Source organism: Streptomyces sp. NPDC050610, from assembly GCF_040654875.1.
In the GTDB taxonomy this organism is placed as follows: domain Bacteria; phylum Actinomycetota; class Actinomycetes; order Streptomycetales; family Streptomycetaceae; genus Streptomyces.
This window is the reverse complement of the sequence record NZ_JBFAIV010000001.1, coordinates 99,476-124,262: the sequence shown is the minus strand read 5'-3', so window position 1 is coordinate 124,262 and position 24,787 is coordinate 99,476. Positions and strand designations below refer to the sequence as shown.

Annotated in this window: 25 protein-coding genes; 13 read left to right on the top strand and 12 right to left on the bottom strand. The window is 70.8% G+C overall.

Going from position 1 to position 24,787, the window contains the following annotated elements:
• Nucleotides 1–128 precede the first annotated feature (128 nt).
• From AB0I22_RS00585 to AB0I22_RS00565, 5 genes are all read left to right on the top strand, one after another.
• A complete protein-coding gene (locus AB0I22_RS00585; protein ID WP_363128386.1) occupies nt 129–623 on the top strand; it encodes a universal stress protein in 495 nt (164 codons plus the stop codon).
• Between the two features lie 190 nt (nt 624–813).
• Nucleotides 814–1,953, top strand: coding sequence for a HoxN/HupN/NixA family nickel/cobalt transporter (locus tag AB0I22_RS00580; RefSeq protein WP_363128385.1), 1,140 nt, complete (start codon nt 814–816; stop codon nt 1,951–1,953).
• Nucleotides 1,954–2,114: 161 nt separating this feature from the next.
• Complete coding sequence (locus AB0I22_RS00575; protein WP_363128384.1) at nt 2,115–2,522, top strand: rodlin; 408 nt, start codon at nt 2,115–2,117, stop codon at nt 2,520–2,522.
• A 180-nt stretch (nt 2,523–2,702) separates the two neighbouring features.
• Nucleotides 2,703–3,107 carry a rodlin gene (locus AB0I22_RS00570; protein WP_363128383.1) on the top strand — a complete coding sequence of 135 codons (405 nt, stop codon included), beginning with the start codon at nt 2,703–2,705 and terminating at the stop codon, nt 3,105–3,107.
• 175 nt (nt 3,108–3,282) lie between these two features.
• Nucleotides 3,283–4,521, top strand: a complete 1,239-nt coding sequence (locus tag AB0I22_RS00565; protein ID WP_363128382.1) for a cytochrome P450 — start codon at nt 3,283–3,285, stop codon at nt 4,519–4,521.
• Between the two features lie 15 nt (nt 4,522–4,536).
• Here the strand turns inward: AB0I22_RS00565 and AB0I22_RS00560 are convergent, their stop codons facing one another.
• The 5 genes from AB0I22_RS00560 to AB0I22_RS00540 are packed head-to-tail and all read right to left on the bottom strand — an operon-like array spanning nt 4,537 to nt 8,722.
• On the bottom strand, nt 4,537–5,808 hold the full coding sequence (locus AB0I22_RS00560; RefSeq protein WP_363128381.1) for a cytochrome P450: 1,272 nt from the start codon (nt 5,806–5,808) through the stop codon (nt 4,537–4,539).
• Nucleotides 5,805–6,413: an ATP/GTP-binding protein gene (locus AB0I22_RS00555; protein ID WP_363128380.1), complete on the bottom strand. Its 609-nt coding sequence runs from the start codon at nt 6,411–6,413 to the stop codon at nt 5,805–5,807. The genes AB0I22_RS00560 and AB0I22_RS00555 overlap by 4 nt, the downstream gene beginning before the upstream one ends.
• Entirely contained in the window at nt 6,394–6,750 is a 357-nt protein-coding gene (locus AB0I22_RS00550) for a DUF742 domain-containing protein (RefSeq protein WP_363128379.1), read from the bottom strand. The genes AB0I22_RS00555 and AB0I22_RS00550 overlap by 20 nt, the downstream gene beginning before the upstream one ends.
• Nucleotides 6,747–7,148 carry a roadblock/LC7 domain-containing protein gene (locus AB0I22_RS00545; protein WP_363128378.1) on the bottom strand — a complete coding sequence of 134 codons (402 nt, stop codon included), beginning with the start codon at nt 7,146–7,148 and terminating at the stop codon, nt 6,747–6,749. The genes AB0I22_RS00550 and AB0I22_RS00545 overlap by 4 nt, the downstream gene beginning before the upstream one ends.
• A complete protein-coding gene (locus tag AB0I22_RS00540) occupies nt 7,145–8,722 on the bottom strand; it encodes an ATP-binding protein (protein WP_363128377.1) in 1,578 nt (525 codons plus the stop codon). Before AB0I22_RS00540 ends, AB0I22_RS00545 begins: the two co-directional genes overlap by 4 nt.
• A 247-nt stretch (nt 8,723–8,969) precedes the next feature.
• On the opposite strand from AB0I22_RS00540, the gene AB0I22_RS00535 reads away from it, so the two are divergent.
• Entirely contained in the window at nt 8,970–9,191 is a 222-nt protein-coding gene (locus tag AB0I22_RS00535) for a hypothetical protein (RefSeq protein WP_363128376.1), read from the top strand.
• Nucleotides 9,192–9,210: 19 nt separating this feature from the next.
• Here the strand turns inward: AB0I22_RS00535 and AB0I22_RS00530 are convergent, their stop codons facing one another.
• Nucleotides 9,211–9,555: a MerR family transcriptional regulator gene (locus AB0I22_RS00530; protein ID WP_363128375.1), complete on the bottom strand. Its 345-nt coding sequence runs from the start codon at nt 9,553–9,555 to the stop codon at nt 9,211–9,213.
• Nucleotides 9,556–9,954: 399 nt separating this feature from the next.
• Between AB0I22_RS00530 and AB0I22_RS00525 the strand changes: the two genes are divergently transcribed.
• Entirely contained in the window at nt 9,955–10,158 is a 204-nt protein-coding gene (locus AB0I22_RS00525) for a cold-shock protein (RefSeq protein ID WP_222974187.1), read from the top strand.
• 97 nt (nt 10,159–10,255) lie between these two features.
• Here the strand turns inward: AB0I22_RS00525 and AB0I22_RS00520 are convergent, their stop codons facing one another.
• Nucleotides 10,256–11,650 carry an alkaline phosphatase gene (locus AB0I22_RS00520; RefSeq protein WP_363128374.1) on the bottom strand — a complete coding sequence of 465 codons (1,395 nt, stop codon included), beginning with the start codon at nt 11,648–11,650 and terminating at the stop codon, nt 10,256–10,258.
• Nucleotides 11,651–11,942: 292 nt separating this feature from the next.
• A complete protein-coding gene (locus tag AB0I22_RS00515) occupies nt 11,943–13,592 on the bottom strand; it encodes an NRAMP family divalent metal transporter (protein WP_363128373.1) in 1,650 nt (549 codons plus the stop codon).
• Nucleotides 13,593–14,164: 572 nt separating this feature from the next.
• Between AB0I22_RS00515 and AB0I22_RS00510 the strand changes: the two genes are divergently transcribed.
• Both AB0I22_RS00510 and AB0I22_RS00505 read left to right on the top strand, forming a co-directional pair.
• Entirely contained in the window at nt 14,165–15,919 is a 1,755-nt protein-coding gene (locus AB0I22_RS00510) for an ABC transporter permease subunit (protein WP_363128372.1), read from the top strand.
• Between the two features lie 74 nt (nt 15,920–15,993).
• Nucleotides 15,994–17,394 (top strand): nitrate/sulfonate/bicarbonate ABC transporter ATP-binding protein, encoded by a 1,401-nt coding sequence (locus tag AB0I22_RS00505; protein WP_363128371.1) that lies wholly within the window; start codon nt 15,994–15,996, stop codon nt 17,392–17,394.
• 96 nt (nt 17,395–17,490) lie between these two features.
• Here AB0I22_RS00505 and AB0I22_RS00500 read toward each other — a convergent pair whose 3' ends face one another.
• Nucleotides 17,491–17,910 (bottom strand): metalloregulator ArsR/SmtB family transcription factor, encoded by a 420-nt coding sequence (locus AB0I22_RS00500; RefSeq protein ID WP_363128370.1) that lies wholly within the window; start codon nt 17,908–17,910, stop codon nt 17,491–17,493.
• 332 nt (nt 17,911–18,242) lie between these two features.
• Entirely contained in the window at nt 18,243–18,716 is a 474-nt protein-coding gene (locus tag AB0I22_RS00495; protein WP_363128369.1) for an ATP-binding protein, read from the bottom strand.
• Nucleotides 18,717–19,307: 591 nt separating this feature from the next.
• Between AB0I22_RS00495 and AB0I22_RS00490 the strand changes: the two genes are divergently transcribed.
• Complete coding sequence (locus tag AB0I22_RS00490; RefSeq protein ID WP_363128368.1) at nt 19,308–19,694, top strand: STAS domain-containing protein; 387 nt, start codon at nt 19,308–19,310, stop codon at nt 19,692–19,694.
• 155 nt (nt 19,695–19,849) lie between these two features.
• Here the strand turns inward: AB0I22_RS00490 and AB0I22_RS00485 are convergent, their stop codons facing one another.
• Nucleotides 19,850–20,323 (bottom strand): nuclear transport factor 2 family protein, encoded by a 474-nt coding sequence (locus AB0I22_RS00485; protein WP_363128367.1) that lies wholly within the window; start codon nt 20,321–20,323, stop codon nt 19,850–19,852.
• 138 nt (nt 20,324–20,461) lie between these two features.
• On the opposite strand from AB0I22_RS00485, the gene AB0I22_RS00480 reads away from it, so the two are divergent.
• Both AB0I22_RS00480 and AB0I22_RS00475 read left to right on the top strand, forming a co-directional pair.
• A complete protein-coding gene (locus tag AB0I22_RS00480; protein ID WP_363128366.1) occupies nt 20,462–21,382 on the top strand; it encodes a LysR family transcriptional regulator in 921 nt (306 codons plus the stop codon).
• A gap of 103 nt (nt 21,383–21,485) precedes the next feature.
• A complete protein-coding gene (locus AB0I22_RS00475; RefSeq protein WP_363128365.1) occupies nt 21,486–21,983 on the top strand; it encodes an NUDIX domain-containing protein in 498 nt (165 codons plus the stop codon).
• A 301-nt stretch (nt 21,984–22,284) separates the two neighbouring features.
• Here AB0I22_RS00475 and AB0I22_RS00470 read toward each other — a convergent pair whose 3' ends face one another.
• Entirely contained in the window at nt 22,285–22,791 is a 507-nt protein-coding gene (locus tag AB0I22_RS00470) for a MarR family winged helix-turn-helix transcriptional regulator (protein WP_363128692.1), read from the bottom strand.
• 375 nt (nt 22,792–23,166) lie between these two features.
• Between AB0I22_RS00470 and AB0I22_RS00465 the strand changes: the two genes are divergently transcribed.
• Nucleotides 23,167–24,777 carry an MFS transporter gene (locus AB0I22_RS00465; RefSeq protein WP_363128364.1) on the top strand — a complete coding sequence of 537 codons (1,611 nt, stop codon included), beginning with the start codon at nt 23,167–23,169 and terminating at the stop codon, nt 24,775–24,777.
• Nucleotides 24,778–24,787: the final 10 nt, after the last annotated feature.

Sequence of the window (24,787 nt, the reverse complement as noted above, 5' to 3'; positions counted from 1 at the left end):
CGTCAAGACGAGAGCACCCCGCCGCGCGTTCCAGCAACGCGGTCGTCGATAATCACAGTCAGGCCCATACCGGGTCATTCACCGCGAACCGTTGATTCAAAGAGTTTCGGGGAGATGGGGAGATGACAGTGAGTAACGCCGCAGCGGGACGGATCGTCGTCGGTGTCGACGGGGGCGAGCCCTCCAAGCGGGCCCTGCGCTGGGCCGCCCGGCAGGCGTCGCTGACCGGCGCCGAACTCCAGGCCGTGATCGCCTGGGAGTCGCTGACCAGCTGGTCCTGGGCGGGCGTGATGCCGGTGATGCCGGAGGCGTACGTGCCGGAGGAGGTCGGCGACCGGGCGCTCGCCGACGCGATCGAGGAGACCTTCGGCGGCGAGCCGCCCGTGGCGATCGAGCGCAGAGTGATCGTGGGCAACCCGGCGGACGTCCTGCTGGAGGCCGCCGAGGGCGCCGAGCTGCTGGTGGTCGGCGACCGCGGGCGGGCCGGTTTCCGGGCGGCGCTGCTCGGCTCCGTCAGCCACCACGTCACCCAGCACGCGCCGTGCCCGGTGGTCGTCGTGCGCGGTGCCGAAGAGGGCACCGAGGGCGCCACGGCCTCCCCGGAGTCGGCCGAAAGCGCGTGACCAGCGGAAAAACGGAGTAAAAGTACCGTCACGGCCGGGTGGGCGGGGGTTATCGGGCGTCTCAACGATGTCTGGAAATGGCCCGCTTTGCCCGGCCGTTCTGCATGGATTCCGCAGTTGCGAGGTGTTTGCAACAAGGTGTTGAGCCTTCTACGGTCCCGACGGGGGCCGGGTCGAGGAAGGCTGGTTCATGAGCGGTTCAGCAGGTCGGAACGGTAAGGCGGCGGGCCGGGCGGCCCGGATACGCGACTCCCTGACGCCCAAGGAGTGGCGGAACGTCTTCGGCATGGTCGGCTTCATCGCCCTCCTGCACCTCGTCGGCTGGTTCACGCTCATCGCGCTCATCGCCCCGCACCACTACGCCGTCGGCGGCTCGGTCTTCGGCGTCGGCATGGGCGTCACCGCGTACACGCTCGGCATGCGGCACGCCTTCGACGCCGACCACATCGCGGCCATCGACAACACCACCCGCAAGCTCATGGCCGACGGCAAGCGCCCGCTCTCCGTCGGCTTCTGGTTCTCGCTCGGCCACTCCTCCGTGGTCTTCGCGCTCTGCCTGCTGCTCTCCTTCGGCGTACGGGCGCTGGCCGGACAGGTGGAGAGCGACTCCTCCACCCTCCAGAACTCCGCCGGGCTCATCGGCACCCTGGTCTCCGGGTGCTTCCTGCTGCTCATCGCCGCGATCAACGTCGCCGTGCTGGTGGGCATCGCGAAGGTGTTCCGCCGGATGCGGCAGGGCGACTACGACGAGGCCGAGCTGGAGGAGCAGCTCAACAAGCGCGGCTTCATGAACCGGATCCTGGGCCGCGCCACCAAGGCCGTCCGCAAGCCCGGCCACATGTATCCGATCGGCTTCCTCTTCGGCCTCGGCTTCGACACCGCCACCGAGGTGTCGCTGCTCGTACTGGCCGGCGGCGCGTCCGCGTTCAATCTGCCCTGGTACGCGATCCTGACGCTGCCCGTGCTGTTCGCGGCCGGGATGTGCCTGCTGGACACCATCGACGGCTCGTTCATGAACTTCGCCTACGACTGGGCGTTCTCCCGGCCGGTCCGCAAGGTCTACTACAACCTCACCATCACCGGTCTCTCGGTCGCCGTGGCCGTCATCATCGGCGGCATCGAGCTGATCTCGATCCTCTCCGACCAGCTCGGCTGGGACACCGGGATCATCGGCTGGATCGGCTCCCTGGATCTGAATTCGGTCGGATTCGTCATCGTCGGCCTCTTCGCCGCCGTCTGGCTCGTGGCCCTGGCCATCTGGCGATTCGGCCGCGTCGAGGAGAAGTGGTCCGCCGGAGTCCGGCCGGCCGCGGCGGAGCGCGGACAGTAGCAGGGTCGTCGGCGCTTCCCGGCCCCCGCGCAATGCCCGCTCAATGCCGGTGCGGGGCAAAGGGCCCGAAGGAGTGAATGCCCGGAACTTCTCTAAAGTGCCGGAGTTATTCAGTTCGCTTTCCCAGCAGGGGCGCTTCACGACGATCGAAAGGCATAGACGTGCTTAAGAAGGTACTCGCCACGGCAGCCCTGACGGTTTCCGCGGTCGGCACCATCGCCGGCCCCGCGATGGCGGTCGGCAACGACGACGACCTCAACAACGGCAACGCCGCCGAGTCCGCCTACGGCAACACGCACACCGGCGGCAAGCAGAGCCCGCAGATGAGCCTGATCCAGGGCACCCTCAACAAGCCCTGCGTCGGCATCGGCAAGCTCGGCGTCCAGTCGGTCGTCGCGCTGGTCAACGTCGGCGTCCAGGACGTGCCGATCCTCACCTCGCAGCAGCAGCAGCAGTGCGCCGACAACTCCTCGATCCGGGACGGCGACGACCAGCTGTCGCACCTCCTCGACGAGATCGGCGTCCTGTCGGGCAACGGCTCCGCCAACGGCTCCGGCAACGGCCACTGATCGCGGCACCGAGTCCGGAATTCCCCTGCGGCGGGTGTGCAGCCCCGCCGCAGGGGCTTTTCATATTTCCGGAAGTGCCGGTTCTGATGGGCCGAATGAGTGAAGTGTAATAACCTTCTCGGACTTTTCGAGTTGGGCAGGTAGCTCTCTATTCACCGACCCGGAGCGAAGGAATACATCGTGATCAAGAAGGTTCTCGCCACAACGGCCCTGGCGGTTTCCGCAGTCGGCTCCATCGCGGGTCCCGCGATGGCGATCGCCAACGACGACGACGTGAACAACGGCAACGCCGCCTCCCAGAGCTACGGCAACACCCACACCGGCGGCTACATGAGCCCGCAGATCGGCCTGATCCAGGGCTCCCTCAACAAGCCCTGCATCGGCCTCGGCAAGCTCGGCGCCCAGTCGATCGTCGGCCTGGTCAACGTCGGCGTCCAGGACGTGCCGATCCTCACCTCGCAGCAGCAGCAGTCCTGCACCGAGAACTCCTCGATCCGCGACGGCGACGACGCGCTGTCGCACATCCTCGACGAGGTCCCGATCCTGTCCGGCAACGGTTCGGGCAACGCCTCGGCCAACCGCTGACCGTACGGCGGAGCCCGTAGCAGCTCTGCGGTCACCGGGCCCCCGGCCGCCGCGTCCCACCGGACGCGCGGCCGGGGGCCCGTCGCGTCTCCGCCCGCGGCGTCCGGCGGGCCCGTTATGCATCGTGATGTCGGAGCTATTGAAAAGTTGTGGGCTTCACGATGATCTTGGCCCCATGACGACGAACCGAAACGCGCCGGACATCCTCTCCCCGGAGTTCGCCGCGGATCCGTACAGCGCGTACCGCATCATGCGGGATGAGTTCCCGCTGATCCGGCACGAGGCCATGCAGAGTTACATCGTCTCCCGGTACGAGGACGTGGAGCGGGCCTTCAAGGACCCCGCGTTCACCACCGACAACTACGACTGGCAGCTGGAGCCCGCGCACGGCCGCACCATCCTCCAGATGAGCGGCCGCGAACACGCCGTGCGGCGCGCCCTGGTGGCCCCCGCCTTCCGCGGCAACGCCCTCCAGGACCACTTCATGCCGGTCATCGAGCGCAACGCCCGCACCCTCATCGACGGCTTCCGGCACACCGGCCGGGCCGACCTCGTCGCGGACTTCGCGACCCGCTTCCCCGTCAACGTCATCGTCGACATGCTCGGCCTCGACCAGGGCGAGTACGAGCGGTTCCACCGCTGGTACACGGCGATCATCGGGTTCCTCGGCAACCTCTCCCAGGACCCCGAGGTGCACGCGGAGGGCGTCCGCACCCGCGAGGAGTTCGCCGCCTACATGCTGCCCGTCATCCGCGAACGCCGCGAAAACCTCGGCGACGACCTGCTCTCCACCCTCTGCTCGGCGGAGATCGACGGCACCAGCATGAGCGACGAGGACATCAAGTCGTTCTGCAGCCTGCTGCTCACCGCGGGCGGCGAGACCACAGACAAGGCCCTCGCCGGCATCGTCCGCAACCTGCTGGCCAACCCCGAGCAGCTCGCCGCCGTACGCGCCGACCACTCCCTGATCCCGCTGGCCTTCGCGGAGACCCTGCGCTACACGCCCCCGGTGCACATGATCATGCGGCAGGTCTCCGAGGACGTCGAGATCGGCGGCGGCACGGTGCCCGCGGGCTCCACGGTCACCTGCCTGATCGGCGCCGCCGGCCGGGACGAGCGCCGGTACGCCGACCCCGACGCCTTCGACATCTTCCGCACCGACCTGAGCGCGAAGAACGCCTTCTCCGCCGCCGCCGACCACCTCGCCTTCGCGCTCGGCCGGCACTTCTGCGTCGGCGCCCTGCTCGCCAAGGCCGAGGTCGAGACCGGCATCGGCCTGCTCCTCGACGCCATGCCCGACCTGGCCCTGGCGGAGCGCTTCCGCCCCGCCGAGCAGGGACTGTTCACCCGCGGACTCGAAGCCCTGCCGGTGACCTTCACGCCCGGCCCGGTGACCGCCACGGCCGGCGCGTAGCCGGCCGCGCCCGGATCAGCCCCCGCTTGGCGGCACGTAAGCGGGGGTGAATCCGACAGGCAGCGCCGCCAGTCCGCGCATCCACACCGACGGCCGCCACACCAGCTCCCGCGCCTCGACCGCCAGCAGCACGTCCGGCAGCCGGTCCAGCAGGATCTCGACGGCCGCCTTGGCGATCACCTCGGCGATCTCCGGCGCGGGGTACGGGCACGAGTGCTCGCCGTGGCTGAAGGACATATGGGCCTGGTTGCCCTCGGATCCCGCGTACGAGTCCGGCCGCACCTGCGGATCGTTGTTCGCGGCGGCCAGCCCGAGCACGAGCAGGTCCCCGGTGCGGATGCGCTTGCCGCCCAGCTGGGTGTCGCGGGTGGCCCAGCGGCCGATGAAGTTCTGCGTGGGCGTGTCCTCCCACAGCACCTCGTTGAGCGCCTGCCCGACGCTGCGCCGGCCGCCCGCCAGCGTCACCGCGAACCGGTCGTCGGTGAGCATCAGCCGCAGCGTGTTGCCGATCCAGTTCGCCGTGGGCTGCTGGGCGGCGGCCATCACCACGAGCAGATCGATGACGATCTCCTCCTCGGCCAGCCCCGCCGCGTGCCCCAGCAGCCGTGAGGGCACGTCCGGCCCCGGGTGTACCCGCTTGTCCTGCACCAGGCGCCCCATCCGGGCCGCGACCCGCTGGTGCGCCTCGATGGCCCCCTCGCTCTCGTCGAGCGAGTCGGCGATGTCCCGTACCAGCGGGGGTATCTCGGAGTCCGGCAGACCGAACAGCTCGGCCACCACCAGCAGCGGCATCCGGAACGCGAAGTCCGCCATCAGGTCCGCCTCGCCGCGCCCGGCGAAGGTGTCGATCAGCGAGTCGGCGACCCGCTCGCAGATCTGCCGCAGCTCGAACTGGTCGACGGCGGCCAGTGCGTCGCTGATCGCCCCGGCCCGCCGCCGGTGCTCCGGCCCCTCGGCGAACATCACCGACGGCTGGTACCCGACGTACGGCATCAGCGGCCAGTCGGGCGGGATGCGGTCCCAGGCGTGCCAGCGCCGGGAGTCGCGGGCGAACAGCTGCGAATCCCCGGCGACCTGGTGCACCTCCCGGTAGCCGAGCACGAACCAGGCGGGGATGCCGCCGTCCAGCAGGATCGGCGCGACCGGCCCGTGGTCGCGGCGCAGCTCCCGGTACAGCCGCGCCGGGTCGCTCTGGAACCCCTCCCCGTACAGCGGCACGGCCCCTTGGTGCGCGGGGCAGCCGGGCGGCGGGGCGACGGCGTCGGGCGAGGGGGGCTGGTACGTCACGGTGTGGTCTCCCGGGCGGACAGGGCGTAGAGGTGGTTGACGAGCGCGATCAGGACCTTCTTGCTGGAGTCGCGGTCGCGCGCGTCGCAGTCGATCAGGGGCACGTCGGGGGACAGATCGAGCGCCTCCCGCACCTGCTCCAGCGTGTGGGGCGAGTCGCCGAAGTCGTTGCGGGCCACGATGAACGGCATCCGGTGGTGCTCCAGGCGGTCGATCGCGTACCAGGAGTCGTCGAGCCGTCTGGTGTCGACGAGCACCACCGCGCCCAGCGTCCCGGAGAACAGCCGGTCCCACAGGAACCAGAAGCGCTCCTGGCCCGGCGCGCCGAACAGGTACAGCACGGCCTGGTCGTTGATGCTGATGCGGCCGAAGTCGAAGGCGACGGTGGTGGTGGACTTGGACTCCACGCCCGAGGGGTCGTCGACGCCGATGCCCGCCCGGGTCATCGTCTCCTCGGTGTTGAGCGGGCGGATCTCGCTGACGGAGCGGACCATCGTGGTCTTGCCGACGCCGAAGCCGCCGACTATCACGATCTTCAGGCCGTTGTCCGCGGTACTCCGCAGATGGTCGTGGCCGGCGGACGGCTCAGAGACGGTGGAGTGCAACGAGCACCTCCTTCAACAGGTCGGGGTCAGGAAGCTGGGCCGCGGCCGGGGCCGAACGCGGATGGCGTGCGGTGATCCGGCCTCCGTCGAGCAGGTCGCAGAGCAGGATCTTGACGATGCTGACCGGCAGCCGCAGCTCCGCGGAGATCTCCACGACCGCCACCGGGTACTGGCACATGGCGAGGATGCGGGCGTGCTCGGACTGCATGCCCGGGGTCGGATCGCATTCGCTGACGACGAGGGTGACCAGGTCGAAGCGGCTCTCGTCGGCGCGGCTGCGGCCGCCGGTGACGGTGTAGAGCCGGTCCGGGTCGTCGTCGGGCCCCAGCCTCCTCATACCGACTGGCGCGGGGCGGCGCTGAGGTACTCGCCGATCTGCTCGACCAGCTCGTTCATGTTGAAGCCGATGATGCCGACGTCCGCGTCCTCCGTCGCCACCACGGCCAGATGCGCGCCGTGCCCGGCCTCCACGATGAACAGGATGCCGCCGTGGAACTCGGCCATCGCCTGCCGGACGCCGCCGGAGCCGTCGCCGAACTCGACGGACGCGCCGTGCGACAGGCTCTGGATGCCGGACGCTATCGCGGAGAGCTGGTCCGCCTGGTCCACGGAGAGGTCCTTGGAGTGGCAGAGCTTGAGGCCGTCCTTGGACAGCACGAGCGCGTGCCGGGTCCCCGGGGTCTTCTGGAGGAGGTTCTCCAGCATCCAGTCGAGGCTGTGGTCGGTGGTGTTCATCGGGGGTCGTCCTCCGGGCGGGCGGGGGTGGGGGTGTTTGCGGTGGCGGAGCTGTCGCCTTGGACGGCTCTGCGGAAGGTGCTGAACCGCGCCGCGGCCTCCTCGCGGGAGCGGGCGGGCGGCGCGTCGCCGCGCGACGGCGTCGGGGAGGGCGCGGCGGCCAGCGTCTGGCCGCGCCGCCGCTTGGGCAGCCCGCTGTCGCCGAGCGCGGGGGCGGGGGGAGCCTGGGCGGGGGCGGGCGGCTGTACGGGCTGCCGCACCGGCGGGGGTACGGGCGTGGACGCTTGTACGGGCGGCTGTACGGGCGGCTGTACGGGCGCGGCGGGGGCCTGCGCGGGCGCCGCGGGGGGCATGGGCGCGGCCTCGGGCAGGGGCGCGCGACCCGGCGCGGAGGGCGTACGGGCGTGCCGCGGCGCGCTCTGCTCCGCCAGGGCCGGAGCCGGGGCCTGGGCCGGAACCTGGGCCGGAGCCTGGGCGGTCCGCGCGGGGAGCTGGGTGACCAGCTGCTGGGGGATGAGGATCACCACGCCCGTACCGCCGCGCGAGGACGGCCGGAAGGAGACGGACAGTCCGTGCTTACGGGCCAGGCAGCCCACCACCGCGAGGCCCAGCCGGGTGCCGGAGAGCGTCAGCAGGTCGAGGGTCTCGGACGACACGGCCTGCTCGGCGCGGCGCAGCGCGGCCTCGCTCATGACCAGCCCGCCGTCCTCGACGGTGATCACGACGCCGGCCTGGGCCTCCTCCACATAGACGTGCGCCTCGGAGGAGGGCGGCGAGAAGGTGGTGGCGTTGTCCATGATCTCGGCGAGTGCGTGCATGATGCCCTCGGCGGCGTGCCCGGCGACCGCGGCGGTGCTGCTGGAGTGCAGCCGCACCCGGCGGTAGGCGCTGATGCGGCCCATCGCGCCGCGCAGGATCGACTCCATCGCGATCGGCTTGGTCCAGCGGCGGCCCGAGCGGGCGCCGGTGAGCACGGCGATGCTGTCCGCGAGGCGGCCCGCCTGCGCGGTGCTGTGGTCGAGCTTGAGCAGGTCGCCGAGGACCTCCTCGCCGTGCCGGTGCTCCATGTCCCGCAGGTCGGCGAGCATGCTGGTGGCCAGCGCCTGGACGCGCCCGGCGGCGTTGGCGCAGGCCGACATCGCGGCGGCCCGCATCCGCTCGCCCCGGCCGACCTCCTCGGCCAGGATGCGGACGATCCGCCGGTGCGCGCCGTCCGCGGGCTGTCTGACGTGCGCGAGCGCGGTGTCCACGGACGAGCCCCGGCGCAGCACGGCGACGAGCGCGGGGAGCGTGTCGTCGGCCAGCCGGCCGGCCTCCGCCTCCAGCGCGGCGATCTGGTCGCGCCGGGCCCGCGCGGTCCGCACGCTGTGCGCGGTCATGGCGAGCGAGAGGCTCAGCAGCGCGGCGGCGGCCCCACCGCACCAGGCCACCGGGGCCTGCACCGAGACCGGGGCGGCCAGCGCCGCCCAGAGACACAGGCCGCCGGTGACGGCGGCCGCGGCCAGCAGGACGAGCAGCGCTTGCCCCACGGGTGGGCGTACTGCCTGCTGGCGGGTGGATATGAGTGCTGACATCAAACAGGTCCTTGTGAACGGTTGATGGCGTGGGGAGCCAGGCAGCGCGAGGCGTTGCGGAGATCGTTCAGCACCATATCCGCTCCGCGTGGCGCGGCAACTAGCCGTCCGAAGGGTGACGTTGGCACCGGGTGCCATATCAGGGCCGCCGCCCGTGCACCGCACTGACCTGGACGTTCCGTTTCGCTTGGGAGAGAGGGGCGTTGAGGCGTGACGGGCGCGCCCCCGCGGGCGCATACTGACCGCAATGACGAAATCAGCCGCGCCCAGGCGCCATCTGCCCACCAGCCCCTTCAGCGCACCGACCGTCAGCCCGCCCAAGAAGTTCGCCGTCGGCGAGCGGGTGACGCACGACCAGTACGGCCTCGGGCGCATCGTCGGGGTCGAGGACGACCTTGCCGTGCTCGTGGATTTCGGCTCCCGACAGGAGCGGCTCACCACGCCGTTCGCCAGGCTGAACAAGCTCTGAGGCCCCGGGGCGCCGCCAGTCAGGACCCCTGGTCCGGCGGCGCGCCGGCGGAGCGACGCAGCTCCTCGTTGAGCTGCCGGGCCTCGTCGAGCTGATCCTCCAGCTCGATGATGCGGCAGGCGGCTTCGACCGGCGTGCCCTGATCGACCAGCTCGCGGGCGCGGGCCGCGATGCGCAGCTGGCCGCGGGAGTAGCGGCGGTGGCCGCCGTCCGAGCGCAGCGGCGTGATCAGGTGCGCTTCGCCCAGAGTGCGTAGAAAAGCGGCGGTGGTACCGATCATTTCGGCGGCGCGCCCCATCGTGTAGGCGGGGTAGTCGTCGTCATCGAATCTGTCGGGCGCCGCCGGGCGGGTTGTGTGGGGCATCGCACCTTGTCTTCGTGAGCGCGAGACGGGGCTCAAGTGTCTGCGTGACCCCTCAAAGCTAGCGAGGCCGTGCGCGCATGTCTATCGTGGCGGCTGTAGATATCGTCTTGGGCCGCGTCCAGAATCTTTCGCCGGACGCCTTCAGAATTCATCGAAGCGCACACCCAGAATTCTTGAACCGATTAACGGAGCTGTAAAGTTTTCGGTCGCAATCGGCTGGGCCGTGCTATCGTCGAGCCAGTTGCAGTTGTGGTTCCCGAAGAACTCTGTGCACCTCTGACCTGCGGGTCGAAGGCGCATTTTTGTTTTGCCGGTAAATATTCCGGATGGGGCAACATCGCGGCTACGCGGGATTCACGTGGTGTGCATCCTCGGCTCTGCCCCAGAAGGAGAATTATTATGGCCAGCGGCACTGTGAAGTGGTTCAACTCGGAAAAGGGCTTCGGCTTCATCGAGCAGGACGGCGGCGGCGCCGACGTCTTCGCCCACTACTCGAACATCGCCACCCAGGGCTTCCGTGAGCTCCAGGAGGGCCAGAAGGTGACCTTCGACGTCACGCAGGGCCAGAAGGGCCCGCAGGCCGAGAACATCGTTCCCGCCTGACGTCGTTCGACGTACCTCGCAGCTGGGGCCCGCACCGTCACGGTGCGGGCCCCAGCTCGTATGACGGGCCCGCTCTCACGAGCGGGCCCGTGGTCCGTCAGCCCAGGTTCAGCGCCGTCCGGATCGTGGTGTTGAGGTCGGTCTGGTTGGTGACCCCGAGCACCCGGTACGCCTCCGGGCCCTCGGCCGCGATGCGCACCTCCGTGCCGCTGTGCTCCTGCGACTCGCCCACCGGGGCCGTGCCGTAGCTGACCTTCATCTGCCGGCCCTCGTTGGTGACCAGGGTGGAGCTCATGCCCGCCGGGTCGGTGTCGACCGGCACGATCTGGCTGCTGTGGCCGTGGTCGGCGGTGGTGATCACCAGGGTGTCGGGGTGCTGCTTGGCGTAGTCCCGCGCCACCTTCACGGCGCGGTCGAAGGCCGCCGTCTCGCCGATCTGGCCGCACGGGTCGGCGGCGTGGTCCTCGCTGTCGATGTTGGCGCCCTCGACCTGGAGGAAGAAGCCCTTGTCGGCCTTCTTGCCCTTCCTGTCCTGCTTCCCCTTCTTCGCCTGCTTGGCCTCCAGCAGCTGGATGGCCTGCGTGGTCTGGTCGGCCAGGGTCGGCGTGCCCTTGGGGCGCTTGGGGTTGCTGGTGACGCAGCGCTGCGGGTCGGTGCCCTTGCCGGTGGCGGTCTTGCCGGTCCACTCGATCGGGATGTCGTAGTCGGCGAAGAGGCCGAGCACCGGCTGACCGGCCTTGGCCTTCTTCATCGCCTTGGCGTCGGTGACGACCTGGTAGCCGAGCTTCTTCGCCTGCTCGGTGACCGTCTTGCCCTTGTACTGGCCTTCCTTGACCTTCTGGTCGAAGTGGCCCTTGCCGCCGCCGAGCAGCACGTCCACCTTGTGGTTGACGCTCTGCTCCGCGATCGACCCCGGACCGCCCTTGCTGATGCGGTCCACGGAACACTTCTTCATGTCCTCGGGGCCCTGGCAGTCGCGGTCGGTGACGTGCGACGCCTGCACCGCGGGGGTCGCGTCGGTGAGGTCGGCGGTGGTGATGGAGCCGGTGGCGAGGCCGCCGTGCTGCGCCATCTCCAGCAGTGTGGGTATCGCCTTGTTGGTGTCCGGCGTCTTCGACACCCGGCCGTTGACGGTCTTGTGGCCGGTCGCCCAGCCGGTGCCGCTGGCGGAGGAGTCGGTGACGTAGTCCGGCTTGCCGTGCTTGTCGACGGAGTACGTCGTGTACGCGCCGGTCATCGGGAACGTGTCCATGTTCAGCCGGCCGGCCGCGCCCACGGTGTAGTTGCGCGCGAGGGTGATCTCCGAGTCGCCCATGCCGTCACCGATCAGCAGGATGACGTTCTTGGCCGGGCCGTCCTTGACGGCGGCGCGGACCTTGTCCGCCGGGCCGAAGGCACTGGCCCCGGCGGGCACGGCGACGGCGGTCGCGAGCACCACGGCGGCGCTCCATGTGACATGGCGGCGGGTCAGGCGCAGTCTTCGCACGAGCATTTCCCTCTCTTCGGCCGGCCGGATGCCGACGGAGTGAAGCACAGCAGCGACTGGTGAATCCAGAGTGACGACGCGATGGCTTGAAGGCGACCAAGGCCCTGGCGGGCGGCGCGGAATTGCCCATTCCGCTGGTTATGCGGAATGCATTGCCCCGCTGAAGTCGATGTTCATGACAATTCATGGGGGTGAACACTGTGCGGGTATGTGGGCGCGGTCATCTCCCGGTCCGGCGATCTGGCTGATTCCGAACCGTCGAACCATGGACGCGGCCGAAAGGGCGGGGGCGGGCGGATCAGCGGCCCGCGGCCAGCTGCACCGTACGGACGACCACCAGGACCGCCGCCACGAGGAGGTACGTACGCAGCGCCGTCAGCCCCACGCGGCGGCCGGTGGACATCCGGGGCCGGGGCAGCGCGGCCAGTGGCGGCATGCGCCAACCGGCCCTGCCCGTACGGTCGATGGGCCGCCCGCCGCGCGCCCACCCCTTTCGTATGCGGCGCACCTCCGCGTACCCGGCGGCCAGCAGCCCCGCACCCCCGCAGGCCGCCGCCGTGCCGAGGATCGCGGCCGTCCCGAGGGCGGGGAAGAGCACCGAGGCGGTCAGGATGAGGGAGAGGGTCACCAGGACCGCGACGACCAGGCAGGCGACGGCGTTGGTCCAGCGGCCGTTGACCCACGGACCGAGCACGGAGCGGTCGTTGCAGAGCAACAGCAGGAAGACCGTGGCCGCCGGCAGCAGCACCCCGGCCAGCGCCTGCACGCCCTCGGTGAGCAGGCCGAGCGGCGCGCCGGGGACGAGCACGGTCCCGGCGGCGGCCAGTACGAGCCCGGCGAAGACGGCGTAGAAGACGCCCGCGCCCCGCACGCCCCGGTGCAGGGAGTGCCGGAACCCCAGGACGTCGCCGAGCGCGTACGCGCTGGACAGCGAGACGGCGGCGGCGCCGATGACCGAGGCGTCCAGCAGCGCGATCGCGAACAGCACGCCCGCCAGCCGGCCCGCGCTGTGCTCGACGCCGTGCGCGATCCCGGCGGCGTCGGTGAAGTGCCCGGCCCCGGCGGTCCCGGCGAAGGCGGCCGCGCCGATCCCCGTCAGGGCGGCGGCGCCGATGATCACGAGGGCGATGCCGAGGGCCAGGTCGGCCCGCGCGTACCGCAGGAAGCGCGGCGTGACGCGTTTGTCGGCCACGTACGACTGCTGGAAGAAGAGCTGCCAGGGCGCGACGGTGGTGCCGACGATCGCGACGATCAGCAGCATGACGTCGGAGAGCGGGGAGCCGTGCGGCAGACCGGGCACGACGAAGTCGTGGGCGGCGCGCGAGGTGGCCGGGTGGGTGAGGAAGTAGACCGGTACGAGCAGCAGGGAGCCCAGGACCAGCCCGATCGCGGCCCGTTCGAAGCGGCGGAAGGAGCCGGTGGCGGCGACGGCGATCACCACGGCGGCGGCGAGGAGCACGCTCGCGGTGCGGGGGAGTCCCAGATAGCCGACGGCGAGGGCGACGCCGATGAACTCGGTGACCAGGGTCAGCGCGTTCAGCAGGAAGAGGTCGATGACGGAGAACGCGCCCCAGAACTTCCCGAACCGCTCCAGGATGAGCCGCGCGTGCCCGACGCCGGTCACCGCGCCGAGCCGCAGCGACATCTCCTGGTTCACGTACAGCACGGGGATGAGCAGCAGCAGCGTCCACAGCAGCCGGGTGCCGTGGTCCTGTCCGGCCTGGGCGTAGGTGCCGAACGCGCCCGCGTCGTTGTCGGCCGCCATGACGATCAGGCCGGGGCCGACGACGGCGAGCAGCGTCTTGAACTTCGCGGACGGGCCGCGGCGCGGGGCGGTGTCGCCGGCCTCGATGGTGCCGAGCGCGCCGCGGATGGCGTGCGGGGCGGTGGAGGCGGTGGCGGTGGCGGCAGCGGTGGGGCGAGCCGCCGCGGTGGTCAGGTCGGTCATGACGGGACTCCTGTGCCCGTTCCTTCCGGGCTCCGGAGGGAACGCGCCTCGCCTGGCGAGGCGTCTCCCGGTTCCCGCTGGACGGCTGGAGTGTAGGCATATACTTGCACATTGACGCAACTACTTGACGGAGTCTTGACGAGGGTCCGGCTTATTTGCGTAGAAACGCAATTAGCGGCAGACTGCCGGTGATGCGACCTGGACTCGGCCGGTTCATACGGGCCCGGCCCCGGCTCGTACGAATGCAGGTTCGGTTTCACGTGAAACCGGCCCGGACCTGAACCCGAAGCCGACCTCGGCTCCAGGGGAACGACGCAACGGAACGGAGGCAGCCATGGGTGCCGACCCTCCCAGTCCGCGCTGCCTCCTCGGCAGCCGCTGACCCGACGGCGCGCCGGACCCCCGCCGCGCCGCGCGGCAGAGCGCCCGCCCGGCCGTAAGGCCCCGGCCCGCTCTCCGTACTTCCCCACCGATTCTTCACCGCACGCTGGGCGGCTCCCGCCCGTGCCGTCGGCGCGCCTGCCACGCACGGGCCGCGGCGTCATGCCCACTGTGGTTCGGAGGTTCCCGTCATGTCGTTCCGTACGAACCCCACCGCCTCACGAGAGTCGCCGCAGTCCCGCCTCAAGGGCCGGCTGACCCGCCTGACCTGGGTGGACGTGGTGGTCGCCGCGGCCGTCCTGGTACTGCTCTACCTGACCCTGAAGGTCGGCCAGGGCACCACCGTCCGCTTCTCCACCAGCCAGTCGGCGAAGGTCGACACCGACCCCTCGCAGCTCCCGTACGACGCGGCGCGCAGCCTGCTGCGGATGTTCGTCGCGCTCGCCGCGTCGATCGTCTTCACCTTCGTCTACGCCTACGCCGCCGCCCGCAGCCGCCGCCTGGAACGCGTACTGATCCCGGCCCTGGACATCCTCCAGTCGGTCCCGGTGCTCGGCTTCCTGACCGTCGCGGTATCCGGCTTCATCGCCCTGTTCCCCGGCTCCCTGCTCGGCCTGGAGTGCGCGTCGATCTTCGCGATCTTCACCTCGCAGGCGTGGAACATGACCTTCGGCTTCTACCACTCCCTGACCTCGCTGCCGCGCGAACTCGACGAGCTGTCCCGCTCGTTCCGGTTCACCCGGTGGATGCGGTTCTGGAAGGTGGAGCTGCCCGCCGGGGCCATCGGGCTGGTCTGGAACGGCATGATGAGCTTCGGCGGCGGCTGGTTCTTCCTCGTCGCGTCCGAGGCGATCAGCGTGAACCAGAAGGACTACGCGCTGCCGGGCGTCGGCTCGTACGCGGGCGCCGCCATCGCCGACGGCGACCTCGGCAAGGTCGGCTGGGCGATCCTCACCATGGCCGTCATGGTCATCGGCGTGAACTTCCTCTTCTGGCGGCCGCTCACCGCCTGGGCGGAGAAGTTCAAGAACGAGCAGTCCGAGGCCACCGAGGTGCAGCGCAGCTACGTCCTCGCGTTCCTGCGCCGCTCCAACTGGTCCCAGCTGCTCGGCCGCGTACTGCGCCCGACGGCACGCGCCCTTGCCCGGGCCGGCCGCGTCTTCGGCATCGACGACCGGCCGCTGGACATCGACCCCCGGCGTCAGCGCACCGGCGACATCGCCTTCGCCCTCGTCGCGGGCGGCCTGATCCTCTGGGGCCTGATCGACCTCGGCGGCTACCTGCACGAGCGCACCGGGCTGGGCGTGTTCGGCGAACCGCTGCTGCTCGGCCTCGCCACCCTCGCCCGGGTCGTCGTGCTCGTCGCCGTGGCCACCGTCGTCTGGGTGCCCATCGGCGTGTGGATCGGCTTCTCGCCCAAACTGACCCGCATCGCCCAGCCGCTGGTGCAGATCCTCGCCAGCTTCCCCGCCAACTTCCTCTTCCCGCTGGCCGTCTGGTTCTTCCTCAAGACGGGCCTGTCCATCGACATCGGCGGCATCCTGCTGATGGCGCTGGGCGCCCAGTGGTACATCCTCTTCAACACCATCGCCGGTGCGATGGCCATCCCCACCGATCTGCGCGAGGCCATGGACGACCTCGGTGTGCGCGGCTGGCAGCGCTGGAAGCGGCTCATCCTCCCCGGTGTCTTCCCCGCGTACGTCACCGGCGGCATCACCGCGTCCGGCGGAGCCTGGAACGCCTCGATCGTCTCCGAGGTCGTCACCTTCGGCGGCACCACGCTCACCGCCACCGGCCTCGGCGCGTACATCGCGCAGGCCACGGCCGACGGCGACTTCCCGCATCTGCTCGCGGGCGTCGCGGTGATGAGCGTGTACGTGGTGGGGCTGAACCGCCTGGTGTGGCGGCGGCTGTACCGGCTGGCGGATACGCGATACGCGCTCTGAGCGCGTGGGCGAGCTGACGCTCGTAGCCCCCTGAATCTTCCGGAACCTTTCCGATTTCCTCTCTGGAGCCCGTCATGGCCCTGAACATCCTGCGCCGCATGCGCGCGACGCACCCCAACAACCCCAACAGCTCTGCCCCCACCGTCCTGCCGCGCGCCGCGGACGGCGAGGTGCTGCTCGCCGCCGACGGCCTCACCAAGTCCTACGCGGGGGCGGACCGCGAACTGCCGGTGCTGGCCGGCATCGACCTGGACATCCGGGCCGGCGAGATCGTCGCGCTGCTCGGCAAGTCCGGTTCCGGCAAGTCCACGCTGCTGCGCTGCCTGGCCGGGCTCATCCCGGCCAGCTCCGGCGCCGTCACGTACCGCGGCAAGCGGCTGACCGGCGCCAACCCCGGTACGGCCATGGTCTTCCAGACCTTCGCGCTGCTGCCGTGGCTCACCGTCCAGCAGAACGTCGAACTCGGCCTGGAGGCCCGGGGCGTCGCCCCCGACGCCCGCGCCGAGGCCGCCGTGCAGGCCATCGACCTGATCGGCCTCGACGGCTTCGAGTCCGCCTACCCCAAGGAGCTGTCCGGCGGCATGCGCCAGCGCGTCGGCTTCGCCCGCGCGCTGGTCGTCGAGCCGGACGTGCTGATGATGGACGAGCCGTTCTCCGCGCTGGACGTGCTCACCGCCGAGAACCTGCGCGGCGAGCTGATGGAGCTGTGGGAGTCCGGCCAGTTCCCCACCCGTGCGGTGGTGCTGGTGACCCACAACATCGAGGAGGCGGTGCTGATGGCCGACCGCATCGTCGTGCTCGGCTCGCGCCCCGGCACCATCCGCGAGACCTTCGAGGTCGGCCTGGACCGCCCGCGCGACCGGCAGTCCGCCGAATTCGAGGACCTCATCGACCGGGTGTACCGGACGATGACCGGCCGGGCCAAGGAGACCCGCATCCCCGGCCGTACGGAAGCGGTCGAGATGGAGAAGCGCACCCCCGCCAACACGCCGCTGCCCACGGCCAGCGTCGACGGCCTGTCCGGCCTCGCCGAGATGGTCGCCCACCGCGGCGGCCGCTTCGACCTCCCGGACCTCGCCGACGACCTCGGACTGGAGATCGACGACCTCCTCCCGCTCGTGGACGCCCTCGAACTCCTGGACCTCGCCACGGTCAGCGAGGACGACCTGCTGCTGACCGAACGCGGCACCACCTTCGCCGGGGCCGACGTCCAGCAGTCGAAGAAGATCTTCGCCGAAGCGGCCTGGGACGCCCCCCTCGTCCGCCTCATCACCACCAGCCTCCGCCAGAACCCCGAAGGCACCCTCCGCGCGGGCTTCTTCCGTGACCTGCTCGCCCACCACTACACCAGCGAACAGGTCGAACAGCAGCTGGAAACAGCCACCGACTGGGGCCGCTACGCCGAGCTGTACTCCTTCGACGCCGACCCGCAGGAGTACCGCCTGGACGAGGGGGGCGGCGAGGCCGCGGGGTGACGGGGGGTGCGGGGCTGCGGGTTCTGCGCCCGTACGGGTTCCGGGGCCGTACGGGCTTCGGGGCCGTACGGGCGCGGGGCCCGGCCTGCGGTCCGGTTACTCCGCGAGGGGCCGGCGGGCCCGGGCAGCGCTGGGGACTCGGGCTGTGGCTCGTGCTGTGCGGGTTCGGGCGGCGGTGGCCGGGGGGCCGCCGGCGGGTTCGGGGTCTTCGAAGGAGGCGGAGGCCGCGAGGGCGGCCTCTTCCAGCAGGCCCCGTACGTGCGGGCCGACGGCTCGGTAGTAGATGCGGGTGCCGTCGCGGCGGGACTCGACCAGCCCGGCCGTGCGCAGCTTCGCCAGGTGCTGGGAGACGGCGGCGACGTGCGCGCCGAGCATCTCGGCGAGGCTGCCGACGGGGAGTTCCTGGCGGCTCAGCGCCCACAGCAGGCGGTACCGCGTCGGGTCGGCCACCGCCTTCAGTACCGCGATCGCCCGGTCGGCCGCGGCGGAATCCCATGCCTCAACTTGCGCTCCCATGCAAGTATCGTAACCGGCCGTGGGTGCGGAACGGGGCGGCCCAGAAACGATCATGGGGCGGTCGGGGTGGGTGACGGGGTCCCGCCGTTCGGGGGTGTACGGACAGGACCCCGTCCATTCGGCTCCGAGCGGCGGCGCGTGGGGCGGGTCCGCGGCTCGGAGCGGCTGGGCGTGGAGCTCCGGGAAAAGGAACTCTCTGAAGTCAAAGAGGGGTACGGCGACTTGTGGGTTCCGTCGGGTTTCGCTTTTTAGGTGAGGAATGCATTCGTTTGAGTGGCCGGCCGATTCGCATGTGTAACGGTGCCGTGGTGCGGGGCGGGCGGCGCGCGCCGTCAGGCGCCGTGGCCGCCGGCCGGCGGTGAGACCTCGAACCAGACGGTCCGGCCGTCGCCGTCGCCGTCCGTCCCCCAGCGGTCGGCGATGGCGGCGACCAGGCCGAGCCCCCGGCCCCGCTCGCCGCAGCCGTACCGGACGTGCGGAACCTTGCGGCCCCCCTGGTCGAGCACGGAGATCCGCAGCGCGGAGCGGGTCGGCCGCAGCCGCACGGTGAAGGTGCCGCGGGGGTCGCCGGAGCGCGTATGGACGACGGCGTTGCCCGCGAGCTCGCTGACGAGGAGCACGACGTCGTCGATGAGCGGCTCGTACGAGCTGTCGCGCAGGTGCTGGGTGATGAAGCGGCGGGCGGCGCCCACGCAGCGGAGTTCGCCGGGGAAGTCCTGGTGCGCGGCGGCGGGGGAGGCCGGTGCGGGGCGTGCCGGGGACGGCGAAGGGGAGGGGTGCGGTGGTGGCGGGGTCATGATCATCATGAGGTCTCCGTGCTGGATGCGACGCGTACGGCCGTCGAACCGCCCGGCGGCGTCCAGCCGTTGAAAGCTCCCGTCCGGCCGTTGTGGGCGGACGCGGGTGGGGACGTGCTAGCTGAGGCCGGTGATGGCGGGGGCGGTGGGCGCTGCTGGTGCGCGATGCCACGGGCCGTACGTCTCGCCGGCGGTCCGGCGCCGGGCCGCCGGGCCCTTCGCGCGCGACCGCTCCGTCCCGCCGAATGCGCAGGGTGAGATGCCATCAACTCACCGTAGCTCAGGCGTCATTGGGAAAAGTGGGTTTTCCGATTGAGCTTGACACGGAAGGATGATTACAGAGGGTGATGATTGGGAAAGGTGTGGGGAACGGTCCAGGGCCGCCGCCTCGCGGAGGGGCCGCGAGGGGCCCGGTAGCGGCAAAAGTGCGCGTCCAGGGCTTGTTGCCGCTGTATGCGTACGGTCCGGGGCGGTACAAGTGGCCCGTTGCGGGGCATGATGAGAGCAGAGCGCTTTGAGGCCACCCCGGACCTCGGTGGCGACGCGTACTTCAACGCTCTGTTACTGGCGGGAAATCACCGGAGCCACCGGGGGAAGGTCATGGGTGACGCAGAGAAAACTTTCCTTCTAAGGGAACGCTTTGCCGACGAGACGCTGGTCATCGAGTTGTACGGAGAGTTGGACATCTGGTCGACCGTGACCTTGGCCGGTCACGTGGAGTCACTGTTGGACCGGTCCTGTCCGGATGTGGTGGTGGACCTGCGCGCGGTGACCTTTCTGGACGCCAGCGGCCTGCGAATGCTGTTGCGCATCAAGCACCAAGTGGCGGACAAGGGCGGCGCGTTGCGGATCGTACGGCCCTCGCCGAGGGTCTGGCGGGTCCTGCGCCTCACCCGCCTCGACCGCTCGTTCACCGTGCTGGACGGCCTGCCGGTGGCACTGGAGGCCGCTGCCGAGCACCGGGGCGGCCATGGAGTGTCGGCGTAGCCGCTCGGCGAGACGCAGCCCGGCCGGGTACGGGGGCCGGTCGGGGACGGGCGCCGGTCGGGAGCGGGAGCTGGCCGGGAGCGGGGCCGGTGGGGAGCTGGGCCGGTGGAGAGCGGGGCCCGGTCCGGGGCGGGGCGCCCCCTCGGGGGTCGTTCTCACTCAGCCCACATCGTGCTGTTCACGTGCGCCGTGTCGTGGTGCTCGTGGTACTTGCTGATCTTGTCGCCGCTGATCTCGAAGAGAAAGTGGTAGCGGTTGCGGTAGTCGCGCCCGTTCTTCAGTTTCATCGTCGAGTACGCCTCCACGGCGACCCGGGGGCCTTGGACGGTCCATTCGGTGGGCGTGATGACCAAGGGGCCGTCCGTCAGTGAGTCGAGCGGTTCCAACAGGGTGCGGAACTGGTCCTTGGTGACGTAACCGTCGCCTGGGGCCCCGCTCATCCACCACTCGACGTCGTCGGTGAGGCAGTCCAGGAGTTGGTCCAGCGGTTCCGTGTTGTCGGCGGCTCCCCACCGCCCCTTGGCGTAGAGGCCCAGGAAGTGTTCGATGACGGCCTTCTTGTGCGAGTCCTGTGCGTCCTGTGAGTCCTGTGCGTTTCGTGCGTGGTGTGCGTCCCGTGTGTCTTCCATCGCGGGTCCTCCCATGTCGTGTGGTTGTTTGCCGGCGGTGTGTGAGACCCAGCGTGCACGTCCTCAGGTGTGCGAACAAATGATGATTGAGAACGTCAGATATGCCTTATGGGAATACCTCGGCATAGGGTGGAGCACATGACGGACGTGACTCTCGTTGGGCTGCGGGTGGTGCGTGAGGTCGCCGCGACGGGCTCCTTCAGCGACGCGGCGGCCTCCCTCGGCTACACGCAATCGGCTGTATCCCGGCAGATGAGGCTCGTCGAGGCCGCCGTGGGCACGGCCCTCTTCGAGCGGAGGGCGCGCGGGGTCACGCCCACGGAGGCCGGCGTAGCCTTCGCGCGGCACGCGGCCGATGTGCTGGCGAGCCTCGACGCCGCCGTCCGCGAGGTCGGCGCACTGGGGCAGCGCGTCACGGGCAGCGTGGCCATCGGCGCGACCCCGGCCGCAGCGGTGGCCCTGGCGCCCCGGGCCCTCGCGCAACTGGCGGACGAACACCCTGATGTGACCGTCCGCTTCACGGAGGAATCGACCCCCACTCTTCTGAGGCGGCTGCGCTCCCGTCGGCTGGACGTCGCCGTCGTGGGAGTGTGCGCCGGGCCGCAGGAGCACGACCTCGACGGGTTGCGTCAGGAAACGCTCCTGGAGGACGACCTACGGGTCGCCCTGCCCCGGCATCACCCGTTGGCCTCCCGCTCCTTGGTACGGGCCGACGAGCTGCGCCACGACGGCTGGATCGTCGAGAGCGCCGTCGGCGACACCCCGTACTACGGCGCCTGGCCGACCCTCGTCCGGCCGGTCGTCGTTCATGAGGCGCGCGGCTGGTCCACCCGGCTGGGGATGGTGGCCGCCGGTCTGGGGGTCTGCCTGCTGCCGGGCATGGCGGTCCCCTCCGCTCCGTCCGGCGTGCGCGTCGTCCGGGTCGAGGACCGTCACTGGCAGGGGCGCGCGACCGTCGCGGTGACCGACGAACGGCGCTCCGCGCAAGCCGACGCGGCTGTCGCCGCCCTGCGGCAACAGGCTTCCGACCTGGGGCAACAGGCGTCCGCCTTGCGGTAACAGGCGCCCGGCCTGCGGCAGCAGCCGTCCGGCCTGCGCTGTGAAGTCCTGCCGAACCGCTGATTCCGGCTGGCCCCCGCTGCTCCATGGCATCTTGTGCCCCATGGGTGAACTTGTTGAACGGGTTGACGACCGCGACGAAGTCCTGGGCATCGTCAGCAGGGGCGACGCGATCCGCAACGGCTGGCTGCACCGCATCGCCACGATCGTGTGCCGTGATGGCGACGGGCGGACGCTCGTACACCGCCGTTCCGAGAACACCTCACGCTTCCCGGGCCACTTCAATTGGATGCTCGGCGGGGCCGTCGAGGTCGCCGAGTCCTACGAACGGGCCGCCGCACGGGAGTTGGCGGAGGAGCTGGGGGTCCGCTGCCGGCTGAGGTTCGTGTTCAAGTTCCAGTGTGCGGGAACGATCAGCCCGTACTGGCTTGCCCTGCACGAGGCCGTCGTGACCGAACCCGTCACGCCTGACCCCGACGAGATCGCCTGGCACGACTGGCTGACGGAACCCGAACTCGTAGAGCTGGTCCGGAGCGAGACGTTCGTCCCCGACGCCCGGGAGGCATTCGACCGTTATCTCGCTGTGCGACCGGGAACCTAGCGGTTCGGCCAAAGCGGGAAGCGGGAAGCGGGAAGCGGAAGGGTGGGAAGGCGGGGAGCGGGAAGGCGGTAATGGGAAAGCGGCCTTCCCCGGACGCTTGGGGACCACGGGGGAGGCCCCCATCTCCCGGGGAAGACCGCTGGCAGACGGGCGCGGAGCCGACGTGTGCGAACAAAATCCGCGATGTCGGGACCGGGCAATGTCACCCTAGGGCGACAGTCCGAACGCGAACAGTCAAGCTTCGGCCATGTGTTGGCGGCGGGGCTGAAATACTGCGTTTACAGGCCCGTGCCCGTCGCGGTCAGGGGCCGCCTACATGCGACACCCCGTGTTGGCCCACGCGTTCCTGTACGTCCTCCAGCAAGGTGCGCAGCAGGGCGGCGAGTTCGTCGCGGCGCGCTTCGGGGAGGCCGGAGAGCAGGGTGGCCTCGCGGGTCAGGACCTGGTCGACCGTTCGCTCGACGAGGTCGTGTCCGGCCGGGGTGAGTTCCACCAGTACGGCCCGCGTACGGCCGCCCGCGCCGCGGCGGGTCACCAGTCCGTCCTGCTCGGCCCTGGTCAGCCGCTGCGAGATCGCCCCCGCGGTGACCAGGGACTGGGCGGCCAGCTCGCGGGTGCTGAGGGTGTACGGGGGGCCGCCGCGCCGCAGGACGCTGAGTAGGTCGAGCGTGGCGGAGTCGATGCCGACGGCGGCCAGGACGCGGCGTCGGTCGTCGCCGAAGAGCTTGGCCAGTTGCCAGACGCGGGTGACGACGCCGATGGCGTCGACCGGGGTGCCGGGCCGTTCGCGCTGCCACGCGGCGGCGATCTCGTCGACCTGGTCGGAGGTGGCCGGCGCGCTGGAGACGGCCGGGTCGGAGGCGGCCTGGTTGGGACCGGCTTGGTTGGGACCGGCTTGGTCGGGACCGGTCTGTTCGGAGGCGGCCTGGTCGGGAGCGGCTTGGTCGGGGCCTGTCTGGGCGGGACGGTTCTGGCCGGGACCGTTCTGGTCGGGGTCGAACTGGGTGGGGCCGTCCTGCTCGGAGCCGCCCTGGTCGGCGGGGCGGTCGGCTTCCTCGGGCGGCTGGGCCGGCTGTTCTCCCCGGTGCATGCGATTCCTCCAGCGAGCGTGTACGTTTAGCTCTAAATTCAGAGCTAAACGAGCGGGCGGCCTCAGTATGCCACCCTCGCGAAGGGGGGCGGCGTGACCGTACCGACGGGCAAGGCGACCGAGGCCGGGCCCGGGCCCAGGACCGGTGCCGGCCCCGGCGAAGGGGCCCCGGCGCCCCGCGCGGGCCGCCGTGCGTGGGCGGGGCTCGGCGTCGTACTCCTCGCGATGTTCATGAGCCAGATCGACATGTTCATCGTGAATGTGGCGGCCCCGGCCATCCAGTCCGGCCTCGGCGCCGGATTCGGGCAGACCCAGTTCATCATCGACGGCTACGTCATCGCCTACGCGGCCGGCGTGGTCGCCGGCGGCCGGTTCGGGGACCGGGCCGGCCGCAAGAAGGTGTTCCAGTACGGCGTGGCGGCGTTCACCGCGACCTCCCTGCTCTGTGCCCTCGCCCCCACCCCCGGTGCGCTGATCGCGGCCAGGGTGCTCCAGGGGCTGGCGGCGGCGCTCATGACGCCGCAGGTGCTGTCGATCATCAGGGCGCGGTTCACGGCCGAGCGCGACCGGGCCCGCGCGATCGGCGCGTACGGGGCCGCCATCGGCCTCGGCGTCATCGCCGGGCTCGTCGGCGGCGGGCTTCTCCTCGATCTCGATGTGGCCGGGCTCGGCTGGCGCATGATCTTCCTGATCAATGTGCCGATCGGGATCGCCGTCCTCGCCGCGGCCGTGCCCGCCCTGGCCGAGAGCCGCAGCGCCGAACGGCCGCGCCTGGACCTGGTCGGAGTGGTGCTGACCGCACTGATCCTGCCGCTCGCGCTCGTACCGCTCGTCATGGGCCCGGACGCGGGCCGGCCGTGGTGGACCTGGCCGAGCGCGGCCCTCGGCGTGCTGCTGACAGCGGCTCTCCTGCGCTGGGAGCGGCGGCTGGAGGACACCGGCGCCGAACCGCTGCTGCCGCGCCGGCTGCTCCGTGCCCCCGGGTTCCCCACCAGCATGGCGACGGTGGCCGTCTTCTTCGCCGGCAACGCCGGGCTGTTCCTGGTCCTGACCTACCACCTCCAGTCCGGGCTCGGGCTGTCGGCGATGCGGGCGAGCCTGGTCTTCGTGCCGCTCGGCCTCGGGTTCGTCGTGGCGTCCGCCGCCTGCCGCAGGCTCGCGGCCCGCTTCGGCATCAAGGTCTCCGTGGCGGGCGGTGCCATCATGGCCGCCGCTCTGTGTGCCGTACCGGCCGTGACCTCCGAACTCCCCGGCACGCAGAGCTGGTTGCTCGGCGCGCTCATGGGGGCCTCCGGACTCGGGCAGGGGCTGGTCGTGGCGCCGCTGATCGACACGGTGCTGGCGCGGGTGCACCCGGACGACGCGGGCGCGGGGTCCGGGGTGCTCAACACCGTGACCCAGGCCGGGATGGCGCTGGGCGTCGCCGCGATCGGCGCCCTGTACCGCGCGGTGCTGGGCGCCAACCCGGAGAACCCCGCCGAGCCCGTCCCCGCCGCGGGCTTCGCCCACTCCTTCGACGCGACCGCTCTGACCTTGGCCGCCCTCGCCCTCGCCGCCGCGTGCCTGTGCGCCCGCCTGGGGACTATGGGCGCGGGTGGCACGGGTGGCACGGGTGGCGCGAGTGGTGCAGGTGGTGCAGGTGGCGTGGGTGGTGCAGGTGGTGCGAGTAGTACGGACCGTACGGGCCGGCTGCCCTCTCCGTGACGCCCGTGCA